The 25,697-nt window shown below is 45.2% G+C and carries 25 protein-coding genes; 13 read left to right on the top strand and 12 right to left on the bottom strand.

The features are described 5' to 3' along the window. Window positions 1-7: 7 nt before the first annotated feature. The 4 genes from ade to B143_RS0107050 all read right to left on the bottom strand — a co-directional run bounded on the left by ade (window position 8) and on the right by B143_RS0107050 (window position 5,833). Window positions 8-1,744: an adenine deaminase gene (gene ade / locus B143_RS0107035; protein ID WP_018122731.1), complete on the bottom strand. Its 1,737-nt coding sequence runs from the start codon at window positions 1,742-1,744 to the stop codon at window positions 8-10. A 10-nt stretch (window positions 1,745-1,754) separates the two neighbouring features. Further along, a complete protein-coding gene (locus B143_RS0107040) occupies window positions 1,755-3,557 on the bottom strand; it encodes an adenine deaminase C-terminal domain-containing protein (RefSeq protein WP_018122732.1) in 1,803 nt (600 codons plus the stop codon). A 23-nt stretch (window positions 3,558-3,580) separates the two neighbouring features. Further along, a complete protein-coding gene (locus B143_RS0107045; protein WP_018122733.1) occupies window positions 3,581-4,882 on the bottom strand; it encodes an NCS2 family permease in 1,302 nt (433 codons plus the stop codon). A 333-nt stretch (window positions 4,883-5,215) separates the two neighbouring features. After that, the gene (locus B143_RS0107050; protein WP_018122734.1) at window positions 5,216-5,833 is read right to left on the bottom strand and encodes a LysE family translocator; all 618 of its coding nucleotides are present in this window, start codon (window positions 5,831-5,833) and stop codon (window positions 5,216-5,218) included. Between the two features lie 124 nt (window positions 5,834-5,957). On the opposite strand from B143_RS0107050, the gene B143_RS0107055 reads away from it, so the two are divergent. Next, complete coding sequence (locus B143_RS0107055) at window positions 5,958-6,425, top strand: Lrp/AsnC family transcriptional regulator (protein WP_008315449.1); 468 nt, start codon at window positions 5,958-5,960, stop codon at window positions 6,423-6,425. Window positions 6,426-6,466: 41 nt separating this feature from the next. Here the strand turns inward: B143_RS0107055 and ftsH are convergent, their stop codons facing one another. The 3 genes from ftsH to B143_RS0107070 form a co-directional block, all read right to left on the bottom strand. Further along, window positions 6,467-8,314, bottom strand: a complete 1,848-nt coding sequence (ftsH, locus tag B143_RS0107060; RefSeq protein ID WP_246781931.1) for an ATP-dependent zinc metalloprotease FtsH — start codon at window positions 8,312-8,314, stop codon at window positions 6,467-6,469. A 165-nt stretch (window positions 8,315-8,479) separates the two neighbouring features. After that, window positions 8,480-9,115 carry a 23S rRNA (uridine(2552)-2'-O)-methyltransferase RlmE gene (rlmE, locus tag B143_RS0107065; protein WP_008315452.1) on the bottom strand — a complete coding sequence of 212 codons (636 nt, stop codon included), beginning with the start codon at window positions 9,113-9,115 and terminating at the stop codon, window positions 8,480-8,482. Between the two features lie 11 nt (window positions 9,116-9,126). Continuing rightward, window positions 9,127-9,837, bottom strand: coding sequence for a 16S rRNA pseudouridine(516) synthase (locus B143_RS0107070; protein ID WP_026165760.1), 711 nt, complete (start codon window positions 9,835-9,837; stop codon window positions 9,127-9,129). A 261-nt stretch (window positions 9,838-10,098) separates the two neighbouring features. On the opposite strand from B143_RS0107070, the gene yhbY reads away from it, so the two are divergent. Next, entirely contained in the window at window positions 10,099-10,401 is a 303-nt protein-coding gene (yhbY, locus tag B143_RS0107080) for a ribosome assembly RNA-binding protein YhbY (protein WP_018122738.1), read from the top strand. 39 nt (window positions 10,402-10,440) lie between these two features. Here the strand turns inward: yhbY and B143_RS0107085 are convergent, their stop codons facing one another. Genes B143_RS0107085 through aas form a run of 5 tightly spaced genes read right to left on the bottom strand, consistent with a single transcriptional unit; the run spans window position 10,441 to window position 15,312 of the window. Then, entirely contained in the window at window positions 10,441-10,968 is a 528-nt protein-coding gene (locus tag B143_RS0107085) for a hypothetical protein (RefSeq protein WP_018122739.1), read from the bottom strand. Then, a complete protein-coding gene (locus B143_RS0107090; RefSeq protein ID WP_246781929.1) occupies window positions 10,968-11,342 on the bottom strand; it encodes a type IV pilus modification PilV family protein in 375 nt (124 codons plus the stop codon). Before B143_RS0107090 ends, B143_RS0107085 begins: the two co-directional genes overlap by 1 nt. A 48-nt stretch (window positions 11,343-11,390) precedes the next feature. Then, the gene (locus B143_RS0107095) at window positions 11,391-12,005 is read right to left on the bottom strand and encodes a DUF922 domain-containing protein (protein WP_018122740.1); all 615 of its coding nucleotides are present in this window, start codon (window positions 12,003-12,005) and stop codon (window positions 11,391-11,393) included. Further along, window positions 12,002-13,186, bottom strand: a complete 1,185-nt coding sequence (gene lplT / locus B143_RS0107100; RefSeq protein WP_018122741.1) for a lysophospholipid transporter LplT — start codon at window positions 13,184-13,186, stop codon at window positions 12,002-12,004. Before lplT ends, B143_RS0107095 begins: the two co-directional genes overlap by 4 nt. Continuing rightward, a complete protein-coding gene (gene aas / locus B143_RS0107105; protein WP_018122742.1) occupies window positions 13,183-15,312 on the bottom strand; it encodes a bifunctional acyl-ACP--phospholipid O-acyltransferase/long-chain-fatty-acid--ACP ligase in 2,130 nt (709 codons plus the stop codon). The genes lplT and aas overlap by 4 nt, the downstream gene beginning before the upstream one ends. A gap of 197 nt (window positions 15,313-15,509) precedes the next feature. Between aas and B143_RS0107110 the strand changes: the two genes are divergently transcribed. The 11 genes from B143_RS0107110 (at window position 15,510) to B143_RS0107160 (ending at window position 25,679) form a co-directional block, all read left to right on the top strand. Next, the gene (locus B143_RS0107110) at window positions 15,510-16,028 is read left to right on the top strand and encodes a dihydrofolate reductase (RefSeq protein ID WP_018122743.1); all 519 of its coding nucleotides are present in this window, start codon (window positions 15,510-15,512) and stop codon (window positions 16,026-16,028) included. Window positions 16,029-16,130: 102 nt separating this feature from the next. Further along, complete coding sequence (gene ccmC, locus B143_RS0107115; protein WP_008315463.1) at window positions 16,131-16,871, top strand: heme ABC transporter permease CcmC; 741 nt, start codon at window positions 16,131-16,133, stop codon at window positions 16,869-16,871. A 53-nt stretch (window positions 16,872-16,924) separates the two neighbouring features. Then, the gene (ccmD, locus tag B143_RS09880) at window positions 16,925-17,059 is read left to right on the top strand and encodes a heme exporter protein CcmD (protein WP_248647520.1); all 135 of its coding nucleotides are present in this window, start codon (window positions 16,925-16,927) and stop codon (window positions 17,057-17,059) included. Next, a complete protein-coding gene (gene ccmE, locus B143_RS0107125; RefSeq protein WP_008315465.1) occupies window positions 17,056-17,526 on the top strand; it encodes a cytochrome c maturation protein CcmE in 471 nt (156 codons plus the stop codon). The genes ccmD and ccmE overlap by 4 nt, the downstream gene beginning before the upstream one ends. Window positions 17,527-17,528: 2 nt before the next feature. Then, window positions 17,529-19,511 carry a heme lyase CcmF/NrfE family subunit gene (locus B143_RS0107130; RefSeq protein WP_018122745.1) on the top strand — a complete coding sequence of 661 codons (1,983 nt, stop codon included), beginning with the start codon at window positions 17,529-17,531 and terminating at the stop codon, window positions 19,509-19,511. A 9-nt stretch (window positions 19,512-19,520) separates the two neighbouring features. Next, window positions 19,521-20,072 (top strand): DsbE family thiol:disulfide interchange protein, encoded by a 552-nt coding sequence (locus B143_RS0107135; RefSeq protein ID WP_018122746.1) that lies wholly within the window; start codon window positions 19,521-19,523, stop codon window positions 20,070-20,072. Beyond that, window positions 20,072-20,530 (top strand): cytochrome c-type biogenesis protein, encoded by a 459-nt coding sequence (locus B143_RS0107140; protein WP_008315468.1) that lies wholly within the window; start codon window positions 20,072-20,074, stop codon window positions 20,528-20,530. Before B143_RS0107135 ends, B143_RS0107140 begins: the two co-directional genes overlap by 1 nt. After that, window positions 20,527-22,254 carry a c-type cytochrome biogenesis protein CcmI gene (gene ccmI / locus B143_RS0107145; RefSeq protein ID WP_018122748.1) on the top strand — a complete coding sequence of 576 codons (1,728 nt, stop codon included), beginning with the start codon at window positions 20,527-20,529 and terminating at the stop codon, window positions 22,252-22,254. The genes B143_RS0107140 and ccmI overlap by 4 nt, the downstream gene beginning before the upstream one ends. Continuing rightward, on the top strand, window positions 22,254-22,889 hold the full coding sequence (gene ccmA / locus B143_RS0107150) for a cytochrome c biogenesis heme-transporting ATPase CcmA (RefSeq protein WP_018122749.1): 636 nt from the start codon (window positions 22,254-22,256) through the stop codon (window positions 22,887-22,889). Before ccmI ends, ccmA begins: the two co-directional genes overlap by 1 nt. Before the next feature lie 9 nt (window positions 22,890-22,898). Beyond that, window positions 22,899-23,567, top strand: a complete 669-nt coding sequence (ccmB, locus tag B143_RS0107155; RefSeq protein WP_018122750.1) for a heme exporter protein CcmB — start codon at window positions 22,899-22,901, stop codon at window positions 23,565-23,567. A gap of 15 nt (window positions 23,568-23,582) precedes the next feature. After that, window positions 23,583-25,679 carry an ATP-binding protein gene (locus tag B143_RS0107160; protein ID WP_018122751.1) on the top strand — a complete coding sequence of 699 codons (2,097 nt, stop codon included), beginning with the start codon at window positions 23,583-23,585 and terminating at the stop codon, window positions 25,677-25,679. The last annotated feature ends 18 nt before the right edge of the window (window positions 25,680-25,697 follow it).

Genomic DNA, 25,697 nt, shown 5'->3' on the forward strand with positions numbered 1-25,697 from the left:
TCTTAAACTAAATGGACACATCCACAAGCTCAAAGGCTTTCACATCGAATAAACCATTGGACGTGAGTTTAATCTCAGGAATCACTGGCAATGTCATAAAGACGAGCGTCATCAAAGGATGAAAAGCATCCGAGAGGGCAAATTTTTCACGCGCTGTGTGAATGAGATGATCAATCACAGTCGCCACGGCTTCTGCACTTTGATTTGTCATCAAGCCACCAATCGGTAAGGGTAAATGCGCCAACACTTTCCCATGTTGTACTAAAGAAAAGCCGCCGCCCATGGCTTCAATGTCTTTAACGGCGCAAAGCATGTCTGCATCATTGTCGCCCACCACCACAATATTGTGGGAATCATGGGCCACAGAAACGGCAATCGCACCATTTTTCAAGCCATAACCAGACAAAATACCCAGCCCCATATTGCCCGTGGCATGATGGCGCTCGATCACTGCCAACTTATTGAGCCCAGGATTTAGATCAGCCTGAAACTGCCCGGCTGCATCACGCGCGACTGTTAATGTGAGATTTTTGGTCACCACACTTTTAGGAATCACGCCGATGGCTCGCACTTGATCACTCGTTAAAGACAAAGCAAAATCCGCTTCACAAATGGGCGCGATGTTGATGGTATTGAGCACATCTTCACAATGATATTCCGGCAACTCCACCAACATTTTGCCATCGCGCGCCACTTCTTGCCCCATGGAAAACACATGGCGCGGCGCAAACTCTATCAGATCATTGACGATCAATAGATCCGCATCCTTACCCGGTGCAATCGCACCTTTATCATACAAGCGGAAACATTCAGCGCCATTGAGGGTTGCCATCGTCACGGCCAATAAAGGATCGATCCCATATTCCACCGCTAAACGCAGACTTTTGTTGATGTGCCCTGTGGTTAAAATGTCATCAGGCTCACGGTCATCCGTACAAAATACGCAGCGGCGCGCATTGCTTGGCGTCACTGCGGGCAATAGATTCAATAAATCCTTACAGGTTGAACCTTCACGCAGCAAAATGTATTGCCCCATCGTCAAACGCTTTAACATGCCTTCTGTGTCCGAGCACTCATGATCCGTCATGATGCCCGCTGCCACATACGCCGTTAAATCCAGCCCTTTCATGCCGGGGCTATGACCATCAATCACACGATTGTGACGCTTCGCCATCATGATTTTGTTCATCATTTTATCTTCATGATGCGTGACGCTTGGATAATCCATCACTTCGCCTAAGCCTAATACGCCATCATCGGCAAACAGTGGCTCAAGATCTTCTGCCTCTAACACAGCGCCCGCAGATTCAAAAGGTGTGGCAGGCACGCAAGATGGCAATTGAATTTTCACATGCAGCGGCAAATTGCGGCTGGCATCGAGCATATATTGAATGCCCTTCACGCCGCATACATTGGCAATTTCATGCGGATCGGCAATGATGGTTGTGGTGCCAAACGGTAAAATGGTGCGTGCAAATTGCACAGGCGTTAATGAGGAAGACTCAATGTGCACGTGCCCATCAATGAGCCCTGGCATCACAATGCCACCTTTGGCATCCACAATGTTTTTGGCATCATAATCATGGCCAACGCCCACAATTTTACCGCGCCCAATGGCGAGCGGTCCTGGCATCAACCTTTGGTTATACACATCCACCACCTGACAATTGATGATGAGGGTATCAACCGGCATGCGCCCGGCTGCCATGTCAATCACAGCATTGAGATTCTCTTTATCCAACATATTCTCCTCCTTAACCTTTGATGCGGCCATGGCTACAGCTACATTTTAAAACAGGTTCTGTCACCGCTTGGGCAGCAAAATCAATGACGCCTAAATCCGTAATGGCAAAATCTGGAATCGCCGTAATTTGTAAACAACACATGTAAAAAAGCGGATCCGGCAAATTGCACCCTAATTGACGGGCAAGCATTAAGAGCTTTTCTTCTTCTTTAGCCATCGCTTCAGGCTCTAAATCAGAGACAATCCCGGCAATCGGTAAGGGTAAGAAGCCTAAAATCTCGCCATCTTTGACGATCACTTGCCCGCCGCCATTGCTGGCTAAATGGTTCACGGCCAATGCCATGTCTTCGCTGTTTGTGCCGATGCACACCACGTTGTTATCATCTGGGGCACACGAGCTTGCCATTGCGCCCGCATTCAATTGCCAACCCGACACAAAGCCCACCGCAGGCTTCACATTCGTGATGCCAAAGCGCTCAATCACCGTGGCATATAACACATCTTGCTCAATGTCTGGCAGGACGATGCCATTTTCGACATTCAATTCCACATCGCGGGCTTTACGCACAAAGGGTACATCAAAATCCACAGCGAGCGATAAAGCATGCACGCGGTCACTCTCAAGTTCTGTGCGCACACACATGTCAACAGCTTGAACAGGTTGCATCTTCATGGTGTTCAATAAGAGAGGGCTACGCACGGGCGGCGTCAATGTTTTGCTCATTTTGCCATCGGTGACCACTGTTTCCCCTTTGGCAATCACGCCATCGATCTCAAATTTCACCAAATCTTCCACCAAGAGAATATCCGCATAGCGCCCAGGGCTGATTGAACCCACTAAATGGTCAATGCGATAAGCTTCGGCTGAGTTCAAGGTGCCCATTTGAATGGCAGTCAATGGATCAACGCCGCTTTGAATGGCCATGCGGATCAATTTATCCATGTGCCCATTGGCCAAGATTTCTGAGGCCACCACATCATCCGTACAAAAACTCACGCGGCGCGCCACACGTGGATTTAAATGGGTGACGATCTTCATGTTCTCTTCTAAAAAGTGAGAAATGGAGGATTCACGAATGATGACAAACATACCTTTACGCACTTTTTCCATCATCTCTTCATGATTATAGCTTTCATGATCAAGGCGTACGCCCGCGCATAAGACTGAATTGAGTTTCTCGCCGCGATTCATGGGCGCACAACCAAAAATGGGCAAGCGATTTTCACGCGCAAGCTCTAAAGCACGCATCACATCCGGATGCTTATTTTCCACAAACTCGGACACAGTTTCCCAAACACCATACACTTCTGGCCATTTTTGTACCGTTTCATGCACTTCTGCCGTCACATTGAACGCCACATTGCTTTGCGGCAATGTATACGGCGTGAAAAAAGGTAAGCCCCAAAACACATGCAGTGGTAATTCATCAATCTCTGCCAAAACCTCTTTGATGCCTTCTAAACCTGTGGTCACCACATATTGATCAAGCCCCGAGACAATGCTCGTGGTTCCATGTGGAACCACCGCTTTAGCAAAACTGGTCATGGACAATTTGCTGCATTCAATGTGCAAATGCCCATCAATTAAGCCCGGCACCAAATATTTGCCTTTGGCATCGATGATTTCTGTGGATTGCCCAATGTAAGCATCCACATTGCCAGTGGCAACAATTTGTGTTTTGTAAATGGCCACATCCGCAGGATAAATCTCGCTTGATGTAACATTCACCAATAAACCGTTTTTAATGACACGATCTGCGGGGATTTTTGCAGCACCTGCATCAATCATTTCTTGAATGGATTCTTTTCTCATTATGAACTCCTAACAATCAATACTTATAAAAAAATGTAGCGCAACAAAAATAAGAGCGCCATTAAACCGGTACAAACCGTAATGTCTTTGAATTTTCCTGCCACCAATTTCAGCACCACATACGTGATGAAACCTAAGGCAATGCCTTCTGTGATGGTGAATGTAAAGGGCATCGCAACAGCTGCGACAAAAGAGGGGGTGGCTTCTGTAAGATCATCCCAATCAATTTTAGAGAGCTCGGAAATCATCAAAACGCCAATGTAAAGCAATGCCCCTGTGGTGGCATACAGGGGAATCATCTTCTCAAGGGGTGAGAAAAAGAGGAGCGCCAAAAATAAAATGCCCACTGCAAAAGACATCAAACCAGAGCGACCACCGACCGCAACGCCTGAGGCGCTTTCAATGTATGCCGTCACCGCAGATGTGCCCATGTATGAGCCCACAGCAGAAGCACTACTGTCAATCAATAGGGATTTTTGTTGATTTGGATAATGCCCTTTGTCATCGGCTAAACCGGCTTTGGTGGTCACGGCAATGAACGTGCCCGATGATTCAAATAAGTTAATCAACATGATGGATACAATGACGCCCACCATAGAGAAACTTGCGATCTCTTTAAATTCCAATTGCCCGGTGACTGGCGCAATGGAAGGCGGCATACTGACTAAACCATGATAAGAGACTTCAGGATCCACAACTAAAGCAATGGCTGTGATCACCACAAAGGAGATCAATACAGAGGCATACACATTGCGCTGCGCTAAGGCAATCACAATCAGGAAACCTAAAGATCCCAAAATGAATGACAAACTTTTTGGATCACCAAGTGCCACCATCGTGTCAGGATTCGCCACAATGATGTGAGCATTATGCAGACCAATCAACGTGATCAATAGCCCACAACCCACACTGATGCCAATGCGCAGCGAGTGAGGAATGTTTGAAACCATCCAATAACGGATTTTAAAAAGCGACAATAGAAAAAGAGAGACGGCACTTAGGAAAATGAGCGTCATGCCTGTTTGCCAAGTGAGGCCATTTGACCCCACTAATACATACGCAAAATAAGCATTGATGCCCATACCGGGCGCGAGCGCAATTGGCAGTTTTGCCACCACACCCATCAACACAGAGGCAATGGCAGTGATTAACACCGTGGTGACAAAAACAGCTTGTGTGTCCATACCGGCGGCGCCCAAGATTTTTGGGTTCACAAACGCGATATAGACCATCGTAATGAAGGTGGTGAAAGCAGCGATGAGTTCCTGCTTGAGGGATGTATTGTGGCGCTTTAGTTCAAAGTATCGCTCAATAAAAGCTAACACGGGTGACTCCTAGATAATAGATGTTGCATCATGTGTGATGCGCGAGAAGGTAACTTAAGTTTGTTTTTCTTATGGGTATGTCTTTAAGTCACCTCCTTCACCTATTTAATCTAGCGTCGCCTAGCGAATGTTAGAAAGGAGGAGGATACAGCGATGCTGATCCCGCGGTCGCGGTATCTTTGGGGGTATCAAAATGCGATAGAACATTTTCTTCCTTGTGCGCTGTATTCAGTGAAAAATAAGTTTCGTATTTTATGCCTCTTTTTTCGAAAGTCAATCATAAAAAAAAGCCACAACCCCGAAGATTGCAGCCTTAATTGACCATTAAATCCATCAATTGATGGCAATGAAACCTGCCGCAATTAGCAATAAACTCCCTGAAAATCCTTCCACGACTCTGCGGCGCGTATCGCTTGGCGCACCCTTATTGCCAAGGCTCGCTAAGCTTAAACCGATTAAACTATAAACAACGGCGCAGCTCACAATGAAGATGCCTGCGAGCATTAAGGCTTGCAATGCATAAGGCTCTGAGGATTTAATAAAATTCGGTAAAATCGCCAAATAAATGAGCAAACCTTTCGGGTTTAAAAAGCTCGTTAAAAAGCCCTTACGAAAAAGGTGCTGCGTGATTTTGGCATCTTTGGCAATCTCTAAAATCCCACGCTTCATGGCAGAGCGGATCATGCATGCCGCTAAATATAGTAAATACGCAACGCCCACCCAACGGATCACATTAAATAAAATTGGGGAGGCTGCCACCAATGCCGCCACGCCAAGGGCGCTTAAAATGGCATGCACACAATAACCGGTTAAAATCCCTACATTGGCAATCATCACCGCGCGCTTCCCTGCTGTTAAACCTTGAGAAGCAATGAATAAAACATCGGGCCCTGGCGTACACACCAAAGGAAAAACCGCGATCCCAAATAACAACACATTATCAAAAGCCATGAGTTCCACCCCAATACAAAACGGCTGCTATTGTAGTCTTTCATTGTTGAAATTTTTGATTGTAGTTATCATTCATCAATGATATTTTGCCATTTTATTTCAAATATTGATGAAAAATTAGCATATGACACCGATAAAATTAGACAGCATTGATCGCCGCATTTTAAGGGCATTACAAAAGGATGCAAGCTTAGCGAATACTGATCTTGCCAAACTTGTGGGATTATCCCCTTCTCCTTGCTTGCGCCGCGTGAAATTACTGCAAGAAGCTGGCGTGATTAAGCGCTATGTGGCCATCATTGATGGCGCAAAAGTGGATGCAGGCTTAACCCTTTTTTCCCGCGTGTGGTTTAAAGCACAAGATGCGAAAACCATCGACAGTTTCATTGATGCCATTCAAGACATGCCAGAGATCATCGAGTGTCATTTAATGGCGGGCGAATGTGATGCATGGCTTCGCATTGTGACAAAAGATTTGGACAGTTATCGCCATTTTCATGCCAATAAGCTCACCACCATCAAAGCGATTTTGAGTGTCAAAACTGATGTGCCGATGGATACCGTCAAACTTACCCACAGTTTGCCAATTTAGCAGCATAAAAAAAGCGCCTTTCGGCGCTTTTTCATCATCCATTAAACAAAGTCTAAAGTCGGTGGTGTCGGCTCAGCTGCTGAACCGCCATCATCTTTTGGCTTACTGTTTAATGAAGAGTTACTGAGTTCGCGATCATGCATGATGTCATCCACTTGCTGTGCATCGATGGTTTCCACATCTAACAACACATTCGCCATACGGTGTAAGCGCTCGATGTCATCTTCTAACACTTTTTTCGCACGGGCATAGTTTTCGTTCACAATGCGGCGCACCTCTTCATCGATCAATAACGCTGTCTCATTTGACATTGTATCCTGACCTTGAGATGGGCGACCCATCATGCCACCATCACCATCGGGTGCATAAAATAGGAAACCTAACTTGTCAGATAAACCCCATTTTGTCACCATGTTACGCGCCATGTTGGTGGAATGCTGAATGTCACTCATTGCGCCAGTGGTCACTTTGTCATAACCAAAAATAAGCTCTTCGGCAATGCGGCCACCAAAAATCATCGCCATTTTGTTGTTGAGCCATTGACGTGAATTGCTGACGCTGTCATTTTCTGGCAATGTCCAAGTCACACCCAATGCTCGGCCACGCGGAATGATGGTCACTTTATACACAGGATCAGATTTTAAGCGATACGCCACAATGGCATGCCCAGCTTCATGATACGCTGTTAAACGCATTTCATCTGCCGTCATCATCAATGAGCGGCGTTCTGCCCCCATGAAGATTTTATCTTTGGCAGATTCCATATCATCCATGCCCACATCATTTTTATTTTGACGCGCTGCAAAGAGTGCTGCTTCATTGACTAAGTTTGCTAAATCCGCACCTGAAAAGCCTGGTGTTCCTTTTGCTAAACTCAATACATCCACATCTGCAGCTAACGGCACTTTACGCAAATGCACTTTTAAAATCGCTTCACGGCCTTTAATGTCAGGCAATGGCACAACCACTTGACGGTCAAAACGACCTGGGCGCAACAATGCAGGATCTAAGACATCCACACGGTTTGTCGCTGCAATGATGATGATGCCTGAGTTATCGCCAAAGCCATCCATTTCCACAAGCATTTGGTTCAAGGTTTGTTCACGCTCATCATGACCACCGCCTAAACCTGAGCCACGATGGCGACCGACCGCATCAATTTCATCGATGAAGATGATGCAAGGGGCATGTTTTTTCGCTTGTTCGAACATATCACGCACACGTGCCGCACCCACGCCCACGAACATCTCCATAAAGTCAGAGCCTGAAATCGTGAAAAATGGCACGCCCGCTTCACCGGCAATGGCTTTAGCCAATAAGGTTTTACCGGTTCCAGGTGGGCCAACCATCAAAATACCTTTGGGCATTTTACCGCCTAAACGCTGGAATTTAGTGGGATCACGTAAGAATTCCACCACTTCGCCCACTTCTTGCTTCGCTTCATCGGCGCCCGCAACGTCTGAAAAACGGGTTTTCACTTCATCGGCGTTGAGCATCTTCGCTTTAGATTTACCAAAGCTCATCGGGTTTTTACCACCGCCCCCTGATTGACGCATCATGAACATGATGAGGCCAAATAAAATCAATACAGGCAATAAATTCAAGATAATGGAGAGCAAAATTCCGCGTGAACGCATCTCTTTACCCACGATCGTTACATCTTTTGCACGCAACAAATCGATCAACATACCATTATTGGTTTCAGGATTATATGTGGTAAAACGCTGACCGCTGCTGTAGGTACCATTGATTTCCGGTCCTGCAATTGTCACTTCTTTCACACGCCCGTCATCGATGGCATTCAAGAACTCTGAATACGCCATGCCTTGCCCTGGGGTGCTGCCAAAGTTTTGAAACACCAACAATACACCAAGTATTGCGACGATCAAAACAATGATATCTCTTCCGTTATATTTCAAAAGATTAACCTCTTGCTAAGTTAAAAAATTGTGGTTTATGAGAATAAATTTCAAACTGCAACTATACCGAATATCTTGAATTTAGTCACCATTGACACATGAATGGGGCTAAATATATTAAATTCAATGGCTGCATTACTCTTTGCGACCTTTAAAGCCGCGCGCTAATAAATAAATCTCTGAACTGCGAGCACGTGAGGCTTTTGGCTTACGCGTGAGGACTTTGTCGAAATTCTCGCGCAATTGCTTTAAATACTCCTCAAAGCCTTCCCCTTGAAAGATTTTCATTAAGAAATCGCCGCCCGGTTTTAAATGGTGATAAGAGAAATCAAACGCTAAATCTAACAAATACATCATGCGCGGCTGATCCACACCTTTCATGCCGCTTGTGTTTGGCGCCATGTCCGAGATCACCACATCAATTTTACGACCATCTAATAAGGCTTCTAATTCATGTAAGACGCTCTCTTCACGAAAGTCTCCAGTAATGATGTCCACGCCTGCCACAGGATTCATTGGCAAAATGTCTAAGGCGAACACCTTACCATTGTGCCCCACTTTATGCATCGCGTATTGCGACCAACTGCCAGGCGCTGCCCCTAAGTCCACAATCGTCATGCCCGGTTTAAATAAACGATCTTTCTCATCCATTTCTGAAAGTTTATAGATCGCGCGTGAACGCCAGTTTTCCTTGCGTGCACGTAATACATATTCATCATCATGATGCTCTTTAAGCCATCTTGAACTGCTTGGCGTACGTTTTTTACCCATAATTATTCACTTTAATATTGCAATTGGGCACAATCCCAGAGCATTTTGACCTCACTTGGCGTCAATGCCCGAAATTGTCCCGGTTGTAAATCATGGCCCAAACAAAGTGGACCATACTCAATGCGTTGAAGCTCTAGCACGTAACGATCAACCGCTAGAAACATCTTTTTCACTTGATGAAATTTGCCTTCTGTTAAGGTTACAAAAGCTTCGCTCATCGTTTCACTGCTGCTTATAATATCAAGTTTAGCAGGCGCACAACAAATCCCGCCGATAAACTCAATGCCCTGCATAAATTGTGTCACCATTTGTTCAGTCAACGCACCATTGACCACCACGCGATATTTTTTGGTCACATGATATTGTGGCAATGGCAAGCGGTAACACAGTTGTCCATTGTCCGTTAAAATTAATAAGCCTTCTGTATTGCGATCAAGGCGGCCAATGGGCACAACGCCTTTTGGCAATCGATCACACACCGTCGGATGCGCAGCATCTTTGACGGCACACACAACGCCTTTAGGTTTATTCATTAAATAATAGTGATGCTGTTTAAGGGAAAAAGGCGCGCCATCTACTAAAACCTCATGCAATTGCCCATCCACTTCAATGGCATCATCATACACACATCGACCATTGATGAGGACTTTGCCCCCTTTAAACAATTGATGAATGCGCTTTTTAGCGTAGCCGCCATCTAACAACAGTTGAAACAATCTCATTAATGTTTCGAGGTTTTATTTTGTTTTAATGTAAAAGAACGCGCCCTGGCCATTAAGAAACCGCCACTGACCAATCCATAAAAGATCAATAGAATGAATTCATCTCGTTTTGATAAAGAAAAGAATGGTAAAATGGCCACCAAGATTATGCCCGCAACCAAAAATGTCACGGCAAGCATTCTTAAGCTTAAGAAAAGCTGTTGGATTTTGTGAGGTTGCGATAAGCTTGCCTCCACTTTTTTTTGACTAGGATCGTTACTCATGACTCAAATGAAATTAACCAAAGAACACATTCACTCTTTAAAAGGTCTTGCTCACTCCATGAAGCCAGTTTTAATCATGGGCGAGAAAGGCGTGACAGAATCATTCTTAGCAGAAGCAGAACGTGCGTTAGAATACCATGAATTGATCAAAATTCGTATCGCTGGCGATGATCGCGATGCGAAAAAAGCCATTGCTGCACAAATCACGGAAGCCTTAGGCGCAACGATGATTCAACACATCGGCAACGTGATCACCTTGTTTAAGCGCAATCACGAAGAGCCAAAAATTTTCTTTAAATAAACAATTAACCCCTCACATAGGGGTTAATTTTTATCCACATTATGGTTTTTTCGCTGGCTGAGCCGGCGCTGCCATCACTGAACTGATCACAGTAAAGGTATCGAGCACCTGCGCAATGATTGTGGTGCGATACATGCGATAACGCTTTTCATCTGGATTTAAGCCCAAATTTTGGATCACATAATACACTTGTCCATTGCCAGAAAACGTCCCTTTCATCGCGAGGTTTTTCCACTCTCCACCATTATCAATCTTTGAAGGCGCTTTACCTTCTCGCATCTCTGTCACAGCTTTATTGAGTGCATTTTCTGAAATGGCATCACACAAAACACCTGTTTTTGTTGTGCACGCTTTCCATGCATTGTCTACGCTGATTTGAGTCTCTTCAATCTGATTCAAAGCGCGCATCGCAAGATCTTCCGTCTCTTGCTTAAAGCTCACATACTGAACACTTCGAGTGGCGCTGGTGTTTTGCTGATACAAACCTAAACCAATGATGGCAAAAATGATCAACATGATCAACGTAATGTATAAGATGAATCCTTGTTGTTTTTGAAGTATACGCATTATTTATTCGGCTCCGGTTCACGACGGCTATCATCAAGCACCACTGTATAAGGTGTTTTAATGGCGGGATCATCTAAATCAATAATGGTGATGGTTGGGCCATTCACTGTCACATCTTTTAATAATGCATTGGCCGTCTTTTTCAGTGCCGCAACCGACGCAGGATCTAACACATTATTGTCTTTTGGCTGTAAATTGAGGCGATCTGTAAAATCGGCAATCAAAATGGGCACTGCCATCTCTGTGCGAACTTCACCAAGATCCTTGACTGCTCTGTTTTGTAATTTCACAAGCCCCACCAATGCGATGGAAAAAATGGCCAGCGAGATTAAAAACTCCAACAGAAATGAGCCTTGTTGTCTTTTTATTGTCATCTTACCCTCTGAGTATAATTCGGCATACGGCGGCTATGATAACAAAAATTAATCACCTTCGTCATCACTGTGACGCTCACAGAATGAAAGATCAAATGCCACACCATAGCTGTCGCAATCATAGGCAAGATTCACCGCCTCAATTTGCCGTAAGGTTTTGCTCATTTCTTGATTTATCTCATGAAATAATGCGCCACATCCCTCATCATCTTCAAGGCTCAACCCACGAAACTTAGCCTCATAATCACGCAATGATTGTGCCCACAATGACTGATGATGCAGCTCATGGGCTTTGAGGGCAGCATACTCTTTTGCAAACGCCTTTTCATCAATTGAGCCCTTCTTTAACATGGGCAACACCATCTCTCCATCGAGGGTCAGTGTTAAATCTGTTAAGACGCAACGCTGATGCTGCGCATCATAATGATGATCTAGGGATTGAAGGGCCACCGATGCGGCATAACTGCTCACAGCGTGGTGATCATGCCCAAGATCTGACGCCGCTAGATTAGGCACTGACCGCGCTGCTTTAAGCATCGCATCATCTAACGATTGCCCCGACTCAATCACCACAGGATAATGATGGATGGACAATTCAACCTCCAACGCATTAAGAGGCGCACACATGCTCAGCATGAAACCTAAACTCAAGCGTCTTTTCATGTGCAATGACATCTTAAATGAATGAACAGCCCCACAACGCCGAGCATAAAAAAGAGACCAAAGCTCACCATAAGTGCCAACACGGGCACCTGTTGCGCCGCCAGCACGCCAAAGATCACCATCATCATGATCATCACGCTGTTTTCAGCAAAGTTCTGTACAGCAATCGCCGTGCCTGTACTTTCAAAGGATTGACCGCGGGTTTGCAATAATGCATTCATGGGAATCACAAATAATCCTCCCATCGCACCAATGCAGATCAATAAGCCATACACCATGATGGTGTCAGTCTGATACGCAAACACCACACATAAAATGCCCATCATCAAACCTGCCCATAAACAATATCTTAAGCGTTCAATTGTTATGAACAATGATGCCAGGAGTGCACCCACCACAATCCCGATGCTGACAATCGCACTTAAAGCGGCCACCATTTCTGTGCCACCGCCTAACACTTCGCGCACCCAGTCATTGAGCAATAAACGTAACGTGGTGGCAGCGCCCCAAAAAAGGCTGGTGCCCAAAATGGCAAAACGCGCGCCAGGATCTCTCAGTAAGCGCCATAAAATCTCACCAAAGCTTTTGAGCAATGCGCTAGGCGTAAAGCTGTCATGACGCGCACGTTTAATTTTCGGAATGAACACATTAAAGATTAAAGCAACGCCATACATTAAGCCTGCAAATAAAAAGGCCATCGTCATGTTCCATTCTGCCAATAAGCCGCCCACATACGCGCCCAATAATATGGCTAAAATGGTCGAGCCTTCCACCAATCCATTGACTTTGACCAACAAGCGCGTTGTCACCAATTCGCTTAAAATGCCAAATTTCGCCGGTGAATAGATCGCCGCGCCAATGCCCACAATGGCATATGCCACAAATGGTGATGCCCCAACAAATAACAGTGCGACACCCAATAGTTTGGCGCCATTGCCCAGCATTAACACCCTGGATTTTGACTGATTGTCCGCAAATAATCCCACAAAGGGCGCAAGCAAAATATATGCCGCTAAAAAGCACGCTTGCAATAGATATGTGCTCTCTTTTAATGCACCTAAATGGTCGAGCAATTCTAGGAGGGCAAAAAAGAGTGCATTGTCCGCCAATGCTGAGAAAAACTGCGCATTGACCACACTCAATACGCCCCGATTGAACAAACGATCCGACACCATTGTCATGCACCCTCTTCCATCACTTGTTCGGTTAAGCCTGCATAATCGACTTTCCCAGAACCTAACAGCGGAATTTCTTTCACAGCGCGCACATCTCGCGCCACTGACAATTCAGATAAACCGAGCTCTTTTGCCAATGTGCTCACTGTTTTGCGATCAATTTCATCCGCTGTTGTGAATAAGACAATCGCCTCACCTTTGCTCGCATCTTTACGCACCACAGCTGCATGATCATGCTCAGGATATGCCAATTTAAACAATCGCTCTGTGGTTTCTAATGTCACCATTTCACCCGCAATCTTCGCAAAGCGTTTGACGCGCCCTTTGATGGTTAAATACCCTTCATCGTCCATCGCCACAATATCGCCTGTGTTGTACCAACCCTTTTCACCTTGATATTCCGTTGGCACCAACTGATTCGGCGCATTGTAAAAGAGATAACCTTTCATCACATTGCCACCTTGCACGATCAATTGTCCGCCTTCTGCGATGCCGTCGATGGTTTCTAATCGGGCGCGCATGCCCGGCAAGATTTTACCAATCGTATTCTCTTTATAGCTCATCGGCACATTGATCGAGATCACAGGTGAGCATTCAGTTGCGCCGTAGCCTTCTAAAATACGGATGCCAAATTTTTCTGACCACACATCACGCACCGATTCAGATAAGCGCTCTGCCCCAGCCACCACATAACGCAGCGTGCGAAAATCATACGGATTGGCAAAGCGTGCATAATTTTGTAAAAATGTGGAGGTGCCAAACAGCACCGTTGCGCCTGTGTCATACACCATTTCAGGAATGACGCGATAATGCAGCGGCGATGGATACAAAAAGATGCGGCAACCCGAACGCAACCCCAAAAGCGTGCCTGCCGTTAAACCAAAAGCATGGAAGATGGGCAATGCTGAGAAAAAGATATCTTTAGTTGTAAAGTCTGCCACCGTAAAGAGCTGCTCCACATTCGTCAATAATGAGCGGTTGGTATGCACAACGCCTTTAGGTTTACCTTCAGAACCTGAGGTGAATAAAATCACGGCTTCTGCATCTGGATCAGGCTCAGGTAAATAACGCTTGGGCATGAGTTTTGCTTTCACCACCCAAAGTTTATCCTCGGTTGTGATCGCTTTACGTAAATCTTCTGCATACACCCAATGGATCTCAGGAAATGCCGCGACTAAATGGGTTAAATTGCCTTTCTCTAAAAAGATGCGTGAGGTTAACACGGTTTTCACATTCGCGGCTGTGATCGCAGCATTCATCCCATCCACGCCCGCGGTGTAATTCAATAATGCACAGACGCGCCCCGTTAAATTCAGCGCCATAATCGTCGCAATTGAGCCGCTGGCGTTTGGTAGTAATACGCCCACATGTTCATGTTTTTCTGTCAAGCGCTCAACAATGCGGCTGATGCCTAAAATTTTGGTGATCAATTGTCCATAAGATTCAGGTTTACGCTGAATGTCTTCTAAACAGATGGCATCCATGCCAAAGCGACGCGCCGATTGCACCACCATGTCAAATAAAGAGGTGGGCGCAAAAATCTCAATGCGCATGTCCATCATCAATTCATGCGTGTATTTTGCCAAATATTGGCGGCGCGCTTTGCCGTGTAAATGCTCTGGCGTTGGCACATTAATCGGCGCGCCCATTGTGATGGTGATTGGCGTAAATAAACGCTGCTTCACCAATCCTTTTAAGCGGCTGAAATATGAGTATTCTGCGCCTTCAAGCATCACAGGAATCAAAGGCACTTTTGCTTTACTCGCCACAAAGGCTGCCCCTTCATAAATTTTCATCAGGCTGCCTGTTAATGTAATGCGCCCTTCAGGGAAGATCACAATGGTGCGGCCACTGGCCACCACTTTTGTCAGCAATTTAACAGACATCGGGTGCAAGGGATCAACAGTTACATGGTCAATGAATTTTAAAAAGGGTTTAAAGTACCAACGATTGGCAATGTCTGTATTGATCACAAACAACGGGCGCTGTGGCAAAAAGACGCCAAGAAGTACACCATCTAAAAAGGACTGATGGTTACACACCACAACGCCATGGGTTTGACATGCTTGTGGGTCGAGCTTTGTTTGAATGTTAAAGAAAAGCTTAAAAATGACTCTTAAAATTGTTCTCATAAATTTGACCATGCAGAATAATAAAACAGTGTTTAGTTTAAAAGATTCTAAATATTAATCAATGTTTATTTAAAGATTTTTTGCCTTTACGGCCACCTTTCCATGCAAGCACTGTAATCTAATTGCCCAGCATCGGCATTATATTTTCAGCATAACTTCAGTATAATCGCGCCTCACCCATTATTTATGAGGATCATATGTCGTCTTCAACCCTCTCTTTGATCGTAGCGATTGCCAACAATGGCACCATCGGCATCAACAATAGTTTGCCCTGGCATTTGCCCGATGACTTAGGATTTTTCAAACAAAACACTGTGGGTAAACCCATCATCATGGGTCGCAAAACCTATGAATCCCTAGGTCGTCCGCTGCCTAAGCGCCCAAACATCGTGATCAGCTCGCAAAGCGCCCCTGAAAATTTGCCAGAGAATGTCCATTACTTTACAAATTTAATGACGGCGATAGAAACTTTTAATGACGCGCCTGAGATCATGATCATTGGCGGCGCCCAGCTTTATCGCGCAGCCATCCCGATGATGAATCGCTTATATGTCACGCGTGTGGATGCGGACATCGTGGGCGATACACAACTGCCTGAAATCCTTAATTTACCGTTTGAAACGGCAACACTCGTGAGCCGTGAGCATCATCTTATGGATGAAAAACATGCCCACCCATTCACCTTTGAAATCTGGGATTTTCCCTCACAAAACTAATTTGTAAACCTTCTGTAAATTGACGGGGAATCCGTTTTTAGCTACTGCAAAATTTAGCAACTTCGCTATAATTGTGCATTATGTTTTTAAATCGAGTGAATTATGGCTGTGACCACCAAAAAAGTCAGTTGGTATAAGAAATATGCCAGCTATAAATACTATGTGCCCTTGGCCAATGCCATTGCGCCTTATTGCTTATGGCTCAGTTTAATCTTGGGCATTGTGGGTTTAACATTGGGCTTAGGCTTTGCCCCAGCTGATTATCAACAAGGCAACAGTTTTCGCATCATCTACATTCATGTGCCTGCCGCGATGCTCTCTACTGCACTTTACATCACCATGGCGGTGATGAGTTTATGCTTTTTGATTTGGCGCGTTAAACTGTTAACGTTAGTGGTCAGAAGCATTGCCGTTGTGGGCGCAACCTGTACGCTCATCGCCTTGGTCACCGGTGCCATTTGGGGCGCACCGACTTGGGGCACTTGGTGGGTTTGGGACATTCGCTTAACTTCAGAGTTGCTCTTACTCTTTTTCTACATTGGCTACATTGCCTTTGACCATGCGATCGAAGATCGCCAAACAGCAGACATTTTCACCTCCATCCTCGCAGTGATCGGCATTGCGGTGGCCATTTTGGTGAAAGTTTCTGTCTTTTTCTTTAACTCGCTTCATCAAAAGAGTACAGTCTTTGCCTCTGGCGGACCGTCGATTCAGATGGAGATGTTTTTACCACTGATTTTAATGATCTTAGCTTATGGCCTCTTTACTTCAGGGTATGTGCTCAAAAAGAGCGTGAACCTCATCTATAAAGAGAAACTCATGAAGCACTATTTAAATCAATAACCCACGGAGTATCTATGACATTTGCATTTGGGAGCTTTGCAGAATTTCTGCAAATGGGGAAGCATGGTCTCTACGTCTGGTTAAGCTACGGATTCTTTTTGATCTGTCTGCTCAGCCTTGTGGTTCCGCTATTGAGCGAGAATAAAAAATTACGCAACACTATGAAACAAGAGGGGATTGACTCATGACGCCAAAGCAAAAACAACGTGCCATCATTGTGGTGGGTTTAGTGGTGATTACCTTAGCCGCCATTGGTTTACTCATTTATGCATCAAGAAGTGAACTCAACTATTATTATTCGCCTGTGGAAGTTAAAGAAGGCAAAGCGCCGGTGGATCGCTCAATTCGCATTGGCGGACTTGTGGCACCGGGTTCATTGGTGAAAAGTGACGAAGTGATTGACGTGGCGTTTGACATCATGGATGGTCAAGATCGCGTGCATGTCACCTATGACAAAATGTTGCCAGACTTATTCCGCGAAGGCCAAGGCGTGATTGCAACAGGTGTATTAGATGACAATCATCACTTCACCGCCACAGAAATCCTTGCAAAACACGATGAAACTTATATGCCACCTGAAGTGAAAGCTTCACTTGAAAAATCTGGCATCGTGATTGATGAAAACTCTAGACACCCCGGCGCTCCGAAGGAATAAGCATGCTACCCATTGGTGAATTAACACTTTACGTTGCGCTCGCGACAGCGCTTTTATTGCTCTTTCTGCCGTTGATCGGACTTGTGACACACAACACAAAACTGATGCAAACGGCCAAACCTCTAACCTTATGGCTCTTTGTGCTGCTGCTCACCTCGTTTGTGAGCTTAGGTTATGCTTTTTATACCAATGACTTCAGTTATGCGTATGTGTTCAGCAACTCAAACACGCAACTGCCCGCCATTTTCCGCCTAACAGCGATTTGGGGCAGCCATGAAGGCTCGATGTTATTGTGGGTCTTCACGCTCTCTTTATGGATGTTCGTGGCGATCTTCTTTATGCGTAAATTGCCCATCGAATTGACGGCAACCACGCTAGCAATTTTAGGCGCCATCATCGCCTCTTTCATCGCCTTTGTGATCTTCACATCGAATCCATTTGAACGCGCGATCAACAGCATTGTGTTTGATGGCCGTGACTTAAATCCATTGTTGCAAGACGTTGGGCTCATCATCCATCCGCCTTTACTCTATATGGGTTATGTGGGCTTTGCCATTCCATATGCATTTGTGTGCGCCATTTTGATCAATGGTTACATTGATCGCACCACTGTGCGTTGGTTGCGCCCTTGGGTATTGGCGGCTTGGGGCTTTTTAACCCTCGGCATCACCGTTGGCAGTTGGTGGGCTTACTATGAATTGGGCTGGGGCGGCTGGTGGTTCTGGGATCCTGTGGAAAATGCCTCCCTCATCCCTTGGATTTTATCCACCGCTTTATTGCACTCATTGATCACCACAGAAAAACGCCAAGTCTTCTCCGTTTGGTCTGTGCTGATGGCCATTCTTTGCTTCTCATTGAGCGTTTTGGGTACATTCTTAGTGCGCTCAGGCGTTTTGACTTCGGTGCATTCATTTGCTGCCGATCCTCGCCGCGGTGCCATCATCCTCATCATTTTAGCCTGTGTTGTGATCTTCGGAATTGCGTTGTTACTCATGCGCTCAAGCCGCATTCGTCAGCACAATGGTGTCGCATTATTATCGCGTGAAACTGGCATTTTACTCAATAACATCTTCTTATCTGTGGTCTGTTTTATTGTGGTGCTTGGCACACTCTATCCGCTCATTGTGGACATGTTACAAATCGGTAAAATCTCTGTGGGACCAAACTTCTTCAATAAAACCGTCAATCCATTAGCGATGATTTTATTGGTGATCCTTGGCATCACACCACTTGTGCGCTACAAGAAAGATCAATTGAGCCGCATTCGTAAACCGCTCATCATCATGGCGATTGCTGCGGTGATTATGGGTCCTTTATCGAACGCTGCCTATGTTTTATATGTCAATGGTTTATTGCCAGAAGGTCATGCTGATCGCATGCCGCTCATCAACCCGATGGTGACATTGAGCCTCATTTTATGTTACTGGGTATTTTTCGGCATTTTGGCAGAAATTGCGATGCATAAACCCCGCAATGCCAGCTTCATCAAAGGCTTCTTTACGCAGTCAATGTCCCGCGTTGCCATGAACTTAGGTCACTTAGGTGTGGTGGTCACCATCGTGGGCATCACGATGACCAGTTACTACAGCGTTGAAGCGGATCGTTTACTCAAAGTTGGGCAAACGGAAGTGGTGCAAGGCTATGAATTTAAACTTGAGAATTTAGAAAACATCAAAGGGCCAAACTACTTTGCCACCAAAGGGACATTCTCTGTGAGCTATCAGGGCAAATTCTTACGCATGATGCATCCTGAAAAACGCATCTATGCCGCAAGTGGCATGCCCATCAGTGAAGTTGCGTTGCGCGCTTCCCTCTTTGATGATCTCTACATTGCATTGGCAGAAGAGCGCCCCGGTCAAAGCTGGGCGATTCGCTTGTATGTCAAACCTTTCATTCGTTGGATTTGGTTAGGCGGCGTGATCATCTCGATTGCAGCATTGCTTGCCATGTTGGCATTGCGCCGTCCTGAACGTGCGGAAAAATAGGAGAATTGTATGAAAAAGCCTGTCATCATCGCCATCACCGCGAGCGTATTGGTTGTGATTTTTGCCTTCTTCTTCATCACCCTTGGCAATGATCCGAGCAAATTGCCTTCCACGCGTGAAGGTAAACAAGTGCCTGAATTCAGTGCCAGTAAATTGGTGGAACCTGGGCACATTGCGGAAATCATCACCAATGAGGACATCAAAGGCCCTGCCCTACTCAATGTTTGGGCAACATGGTGCCCAACATGCCGTGATGAACATGCCACCTTGAATGTGTTAAAAGATCAAGGCGTCAAAATTTATGGCGTCAATTACAAAGATGATCCTGAAAAAGCATACGAATGGCTTGAAGAGCTAGGTAATCCTTATCTCTTTAACTTTTTAGACATGAGCGGTGCAGTTGGCATCGAGCTTGGCGTTTATGGTGCACCTGAAACTTACTTCATCGATCAAAACAACGTGATTCATTATCGTCACGTGGGCGCGATTTTGCCGGAGATTTGGGACACGCAGCTTAAAGCCATCTATGAAGAGATCATGCAAACAGGAGATCCATCCTAATGAGACGATTGTTAACAATGCTATTCCTCATGAGCAGCTTTGCCTTGGCAAATGTGAATGTGTATGACTTTTCAGACAAAGTGCAAGAGACCCGCTTTAACCACTTAATCACAGATTTACGCTGCCCGAAATGCCAAAATCAGAACTTAGCGGATTCAGATGCACCGCTTGCAAAAGATTTAAAAGATCGCGTCTATTTGATGATCAACGATGGCCGCAGCGACAGTGAAATCCTCACCTTTATGGTGGATCGTTATGGTGATTTTGTGCTCTATACGCCCCCTGTCAAACCCATCACTTGGTTTTTATGGTTTGGCCCTGCGGTGATCTTATTACTTGTGCTCATCATCGTCTTTGCGCGCCGTAAAAAGCCGACTGAGGAAGTTGTTCAGCCCTTATCACCTTCAGAAGCCCAGCAACTTTCTGAGCTGTTAAATAAAAAGGATTCGCACCAATGATTCTCTTTTCCATCATCCTATTTGTCTTGACGATGCTCATCATCTTTTATCCGCTGTTTCAACACAAAACAGCCGCAGAGCCGACGCTGCAAGATATCTATACCCAAAATTATCTGGCCACCGAAACGCGCTTGAAAAAGAGTTTAGACAATGGCGTGATCACGCAAACTCAGTATGAGCAAAAGCAAGCGGAAGCTGCCCGTGATTTATTAAAACTCACGAAAAAACATCAAAGTCAATTGTCAAATGGTGCGCGCACTGTGATTTCTGTGGTGGCATTGATCTTCCCTGTGGCAGCCATTGGCGGCTTTTGGGCGCATTCATATACACAAGATGTGCAAGAATATGATCAAAAACGTGGCGAACTCACGCCTGAGTTACAAGCGTGGTTAGATCGCATTCCAGACAGCGAATTAGAAACCTTCAAAAGCATCGTGGAAGTTGAACCTCAGCCACCTAAACCTGAATTGTTTGAAGATTTGCGTTATGTGTTCCCAACGCTCTTTTACATGAGTGCAAAACAGACCCATGACAATCCAAAGTTGTTAAAATTGCTCGGTAAACTGGCATACAGCGCACAATGGACACCGGGCACTTTAGATGCTTATAACCGTGTATTAGAGCTTTCACCCACCGATTACATCGCCAATGTTTCTGTGTTAGAAGCTGACCTTCAAAGTGCGAAAAAGAAAATCCCTAAACGCCTTGTTGAGCGCTTAGATCACTTTTTCACCATGTATCCTAACGACACATATTTACGCATTTTGTACGCAGAAGCCCTCTATGAGCGCGGACAATTTAAAGAGTCCATCGCCCAATGGAAAGAGATGCGTGACTTATTGGCAAAAAGCGCCAAAGGCAATCCGCAAGGTGAGCAAGCGCTCAAAACTTTGGACACTTTCATTGCTTCAATCGAACAAGGCATGATGGAAACAGCGCAAGTGCGTAACTTTGATGTCAAAACTGTGCTTGATGCTCCGATTGATTGGCAAAACATCACTTCCCCACTCATCATGACGCTGTATATGATGGACTTTGAGGACAATACACCGATTGCCTTTAAAGAGAGCTTAATTGCACCGAATCAAACAGTGCCTGATATGATAGTGCTCAATGACTTTAACCGCTTTGATACAGTGACGACGCCCATTCGTAATTTTGAGCATTTAGCTGTGTTTGGTACATTAAAGCCCATCGATAATGATGAGATTCTTTATCTCACGGATGTGGTTGAATTGCCAAAAGGTGCCTATGAAAGCGCAGTTGCCTTCATGCCAAGCAGTGAAGCCGATGCCATCAATGATGTGATGCAAAAAACCATCGATGCTGCAAAAGCAAAAACGGCTGCCCGTTATTTAGTGCAAATCAATGCGCCGGATGTGGATTTAAGCTCATTGCCTGACAGCGCACGTTTAACCCTCTTCATTTCCCAAGAAGGTTCACGCATGCCGCTTGCCGCAAAAGCCATTGATTCAGCGAACAGCTTAACCTTCCCTTTAACCCTTGAGATCACGGATCAAGATCGCTTAATGGCTGGTAACCCAAGCTTATTTGCCACCCCGAATTTAACCGTGGGCGCGCGTTTAAGCCAAGGCTCTGAAGCCGTTGGTCAAACCGGTGACATCGAAAGCGTGAAAATGCCGATTTCACCTGAGCATTCAAGCGTTGTTTTAATGCTTGATCAAATCCGTGAAACCTCTAAAACCTCACCGGTGGCCCCATAATGTTTGCTGATTTCACCTTACAGATTGATCAAGTGAGCGCAACGCGCAATTATCGCAAAGTGTTTTCCCCCGTCACCTTGACCCTCAAAAATGGCGACAGCGTCTATATTGAAGGAGAAAATGGCGCAGGTAAAACCACATTTTTACGCGTGATTGCAGGTTTAAACAGCATCTATCAAGGTGACATCAGCTTCAATGGACTCAATCGCAAAGAGCTTGCCCACACATATCATCGTCACATTTTGTATGTCGGGCACGCCCTTGGCTTAAAAGATGATCTCACCGCCTATGAAAACATCGATGCAATGCTCAAAATTCAGGGCATTCATCGCTCTGAGGCGGAGATTTTATCGGTGTTTGAAACGTTATTGATCCCCACACAAAACCGCGCGATGCGTTACTTATCCGCAGGACAAAGACGCCGCGTTGCCCTCTCTCGCTTATGGCTTGAGCCAAAAGCCATTTGGATTTTAGATGAACCCTTCACCGCTTTAGATAAGCGCTCTGTGGCGATTTTAGAAGCCGCCATTACAGAACATCATCAACAAAATGGCGCAATCCTCTTCACTTCTCATCAAACGCCTTCAGAAGGTGTGTATAATAAGCACGAAATGATAGAGAGTTATAGGAAATAAATCAGCCTCATGAGTGTTTTTACTGCGGTCATCAAGCGTGACCTTCAATTAGGCATGCGCCAACGCTCGGAATTGCTCACCCCCATAATCTTCTTTTTGATTGTGGTGAGTCTCTTTCCGCTTGGTTTAGGGTTAGATAATCAAAAAGTGCTCCATGAAGTTTCGCCCGCCATTTTATGGATTGGCGCGCTGCTCTCAAACATGCTCATTATGGATCGCCTTTTTAAAAGTGATTATGATGATGGCTCCCTTGAACAGTTGATGATTTCAGGCTCGCCACTTGTGGTTGTGGTGCTCGCTAAAATCGTTGCCCATTGGTGTTTAACGGCGCTGCCCCTCATCATTGTTTCCCCGATTTTGGGCTTAATGCTCTATTTCTCGGTGCCAGATGCCCTTGAAACCACATTTTTACTGCTCATTGGCACACCTGTCTTGAGCTGCATCGGTGCCATTTGCACCGCACTCACCCTACAATTAAAGCGCGCAGGTTTACTCCTTAGCATCATCGCCTTGCCGCTCTTTTTACCTGTTTTAATTTTTGGTGTGCAAGCCACATTACGCATCATCGAAGGCCATTCTGTGGTTGGTTTTTATGCCGTATTCGCCGCCCTTGATTTGATCGCCCTTGCTGCTGCACCATTGATTACAGCTTTTGCGTTACGCATCAGTCTTCATTAAAATTTCGAGTGTTACATGACAACCAAAAAAACTACCACGCCCGCTTTGGACTATCCACAACAATTGTCGCCAATTGTGCATGCTTGGATTTTGACCACCATTTTAGATTTAGGTGGGCACCGTGAATTCATCCATAAAGATTTTTTCAGTGATGATCAACTCGCCACCGCCATCGGCTTAGATAAATGGCTCAACTGTAAGCCGCCGTTGAATCGTGCGGACATCCTCAAAACATTGCGTGATCAACAACAAAAATTATTGAATGATCCGGCAACGTTTGCCACGCCATACAATCTTGATCTGACCCACAACTTAGACAATCTCAAAGCCCTCATTCATTTATCGGATGTGGAATGTGCGCTCTTAGAGTTCACGCTCATCACATACAATGAGCCTTTGCTTAATAATGCGTTAGATCAACTTGGCGCAATCAGCTCAGATCAACTCAATCGCATTTTGGCATTTTTATTGCAAAAAACGCCGCAAGAAATTCAAGCGGCGCTCTCCTCAAATGGTGCCCTTGCCCGCACAGGTTTAATGCGCGTGCATCATGGTCCTTCGCTCTTTTTCCGTGGCAAAATTGATTTGTTGTCCCGCAATTTCATTGAAGCGATGTTCTCCCATGAAACGACGCCTTATAACATCCTAAAAGATGTGGTGTCGAAAAGTAAGCCTGCGGCTTTATCTTTAAACAACTTTGGTTACTTAAACACTGAACTCAATATTTTAGTGCCTTATTTACAGCACGCGCTTGATCACAACCAAAAAGGCGTCAATATCCTCATTTATGGTGAGCCCGGCACGGGTAAAACAGAGCTTGCGCGCACGTTGGTGGAACACTTTAAAGTGGCGGCTTATGAAGTGGTGTCTGAATCCATTCATGGCGAAGGCGTGGAAAAAGGCGAGCAACGCTTATATGCTTATTTAGCGGCACAAAACTTCTTTTGTAATCAAAAATCGCTCATCATTTTTGATGAAATTGAAGATGTCTTTTTTGATGCAGGCGCAGATGGATTACCAAATTTCTCTAAAGCGTGGTTCAACCATATTTTAGAAACCAATCAGATCCCCACCATTTGGATCTGTAATGATACGTACGACATTGATCCTGCCATCATTCGCCGCTTTGACTTTACTTTCCACTTAGCTTCTCCGCCAAAGTCTGAACGTAAAGCGATGCTTGAATCTGCCTTAAAAGGCAAACTCAGCCCCAATACATTAAATACGCTTGCCCTTTCTAAAGCATTGGTGCCTGCCATCATTGATCGCACGGCAAAAGTGCTCAACACCATTTATGATGACGTGGCAGAAAACTTTGATGAAGCGGCCACCACAATCATCAATGGCACCTTAAAAGCCCAAGGCAATCCTGAAATTCGCGTGGCAAAAATTGGTGGGCTCAGTGATATTTATAATCCTGCCTTCACCAATACGGATTCAAATTTAGCGCTCCTTGCAGAACGCTTAAAAGTCTTCAACGAAGCGCGCATTTGTTTATATGGTGCTTCCGGCACCGGTAAATCTGCATTTGCGCACTATTTAGCGGACTATTTGAATAAGCCATTACTCATCAAAAAAGTGTCTGATTTGATGGATAAATATGTGGGCGAGACGGAAAAACAAATCGCCGAAGCCTTTTATGAAGCCACCACCACAGGCGCCATTTTATTGATGGATGAAGTGGACAGCTTTTTAAGAGATCGCCGCTCTGCTCAGCAAAATTACGAGATCACGATGGTCAATGAGATGCTCACTCAAATGGAAGAGTTCTCTGGCATTTTCATCGCCACCACCAACTTAATGGATCATCTTGATCAAGCAATGCTCCGCCGTTTTGATTTTAAAGTGAAGTTTGATTACCTAAAAGCGGATCAAGCTTGGCTCCTCTTTAACGAGCAATGCCGTTATTTAGGTTTTCAATCTGTGGACATGAATTTAGAGGCTGAGTTTAAGAAAATGACGCGTTTGACGCCGGGGGATTTTGCCATCTCTGCCCGTCAGGCAAAATTGGGCGTGATCACAACGCCAGAAGAGATCATCACGCAATTGGTCAAAGAAAATAAACTCAAAGAATCAAAAGGCACCACGATTGGATTTGTGCAAAATAAATAGATCATACAATGAAAAATC

This window comes from Wohlfahrtiimonas chitiniclastica DSM 18708, from assembly GCF_000375345.1.
Taxonomy (GTDB): domain Bacteria; phylum Pseudomonadota; class Gammaproteobacteria; order Cardiobacteriales; family Wohlfahrtiimonadaceae; genus Wohlfahrtiimonas; species Wohlfahrtiimonas chitiniclastica.

Excerpts from the sequence above, each read along its gene's own strand:
- B143_RS0107085 (WP_018122739.1), bottom strand. The coding sequence starts at position 10,968 with ATGCGTATACTTCAAAAACAACAAGGATTCATCTTATACATTACGTTG.
- B143_RS0107160 (WP_018122751.1), top strand. The coding sequence starts at position 23,583 with ATGACAACCAAAAAAACTACCACGCCCGCTTTGGACTATCCACAACAA.
- B143_RS0107135 (WP_018122746.1), top strand. The coding sequence starts at position 19,521 with ATGAAAAAGCCTGTCATCATCGCCATCACCGCGAGCGTATTGGTTGTG.
- yhbY (WP_018122738.1), top strand. The coding sequence starts at position 10,099 with ATGACTCAAATGAAATTAACCAAAGAACACATTCACTCTTTAAAAGGT.
- ccmD (WP_248647520.1), top strand. The coding sequence starts at position 16,925 with ATGGGGAAGCATGGTCTCTACGTCTGGTTAAGCTACGGATTCTTTTTG.
- ccmI (WP_018122748.1), top strand. The coding sequence starts at position 20,527 with ATGATTCTCTTTTCCATCATCCTATTTGTCTTGACGATGCTCATCATC.
- lplT (WP_018122741.1), bottom strand. The coding sequence starts at position 13,186 with ATGACAATGGTGTCGGATCGTTTGTTCAATCGGGGCGTATTGAGTGTG.
- B143_RS0107055 (WP_008315449.1), top strand. The coding sequence starts at position 5,958 with ATGACACCGATAAAATTAGACAGCATTGATCGCCGCATTTTAAGGGCA.
- rlmE (WP_008315452.1), bottom strand. The coding sequence starts at position 9,115 with ATGGGTAAAAAACGTACGCCAAGCAGTTCAAGATGGCTTAAAGAGCAT.
- ade (WP_018122731.1), bottom strand. The coding sequence starts at position 1,744 with ATGTTGGATAAAGAGAATCTCAATGCTGTGATTGACATGGCAGCCGGG.
- aas (WP_018122742.1), bottom strand. The coding sequence starts at position 15,312 with ATGAGAACAATTTTAAGAGTCATTTTTAAGCTTTTCTTTAACATTCAA.
- B143_RS0107070 (WP_026165760.1), bottom strand. The coding sequence starts at position 9,837 with ATGAGATTGTTTCAACTGTTGTTAGATGGCGGCTACGCTAAAAAGCGC.
- ccmC (WP_008315463.1), top strand. The coding sequence starts at position 16,131 with ATGGCTGTGACCACCAAAAAAGTCAGTTGGTATAAGAAATATGCCAGC.
- B143_RS0107130 (WP_018122745.1), top strand. The coding sequence starts at position 17,529 with ATGCTACCCATTGGTGAATTAACACTTTACGTTGCGCTCGCGACAGCG.
- ccmA (WP_018122749.1), top strand. The coding sequence starts at position 22,254 with ATGTTTGCTGATTTCACCTTACAGATTGATCAAGTGAGCGCAACGCGC.
- B143_RS0107090 (WP_246781929.1), bottom strand. The coding sequence starts at position 11,342 with ATGACAATAAAAAGACAACAAGGCTCATTTCTGTTGGAGTTTTTAATC.
- B143_RS0107140 (WP_008315468.1), top strand. The coding sequence starts at position 20,072 with ATGAGACGATTGTTAACAATGCTATTCCTCATGAGCAGCTTTGCCTTG.
- B143_RS0107095 (WP_018122740.1), bottom strand. The coding sequence starts at position 12,005 with ATGAAAAGACGCTTGAGTTTAGGTTTCATGCTGAGCATGTGTGCGCCT.
- B143_RS0107040 (WP_018122732.1), bottom strand. The coding sequence starts at position 3,557 with ATGAGAAAAGAATCCATTCAAGAAATGATTGATGCAGGTGCTGCAAAA.
- ccmB (WP_018122750.1), top strand. The coding sequence starts at position 22,899 with ATGAGTGTTTTTACTGCGGTCATCAAGCGTGACCTTCAATTAGGCATG.
- ccmE (WP_008315465.1), top strand. The coding sequence starts at position 17,056 with ATGACGCCAAAGCAAAAACAACGTGCCATCATTGTGGTGGGTTTAGTG.
- B143_RS0107050 (WP_018122734.1), bottom strand. The coding sequence starts at position 5,833 with ATGGCTTTTGATAATGTGTTGTTATTTGGGATCGCGGTTTTTCCTTTG.
- B143_RS0107110 (WP_018122743.1), top strand. The coding sequence starts at position 15,510 with ATGTCGTCTTCAACCCTCTCTTTGATCGTAGCGATTGCCAACAATGGC.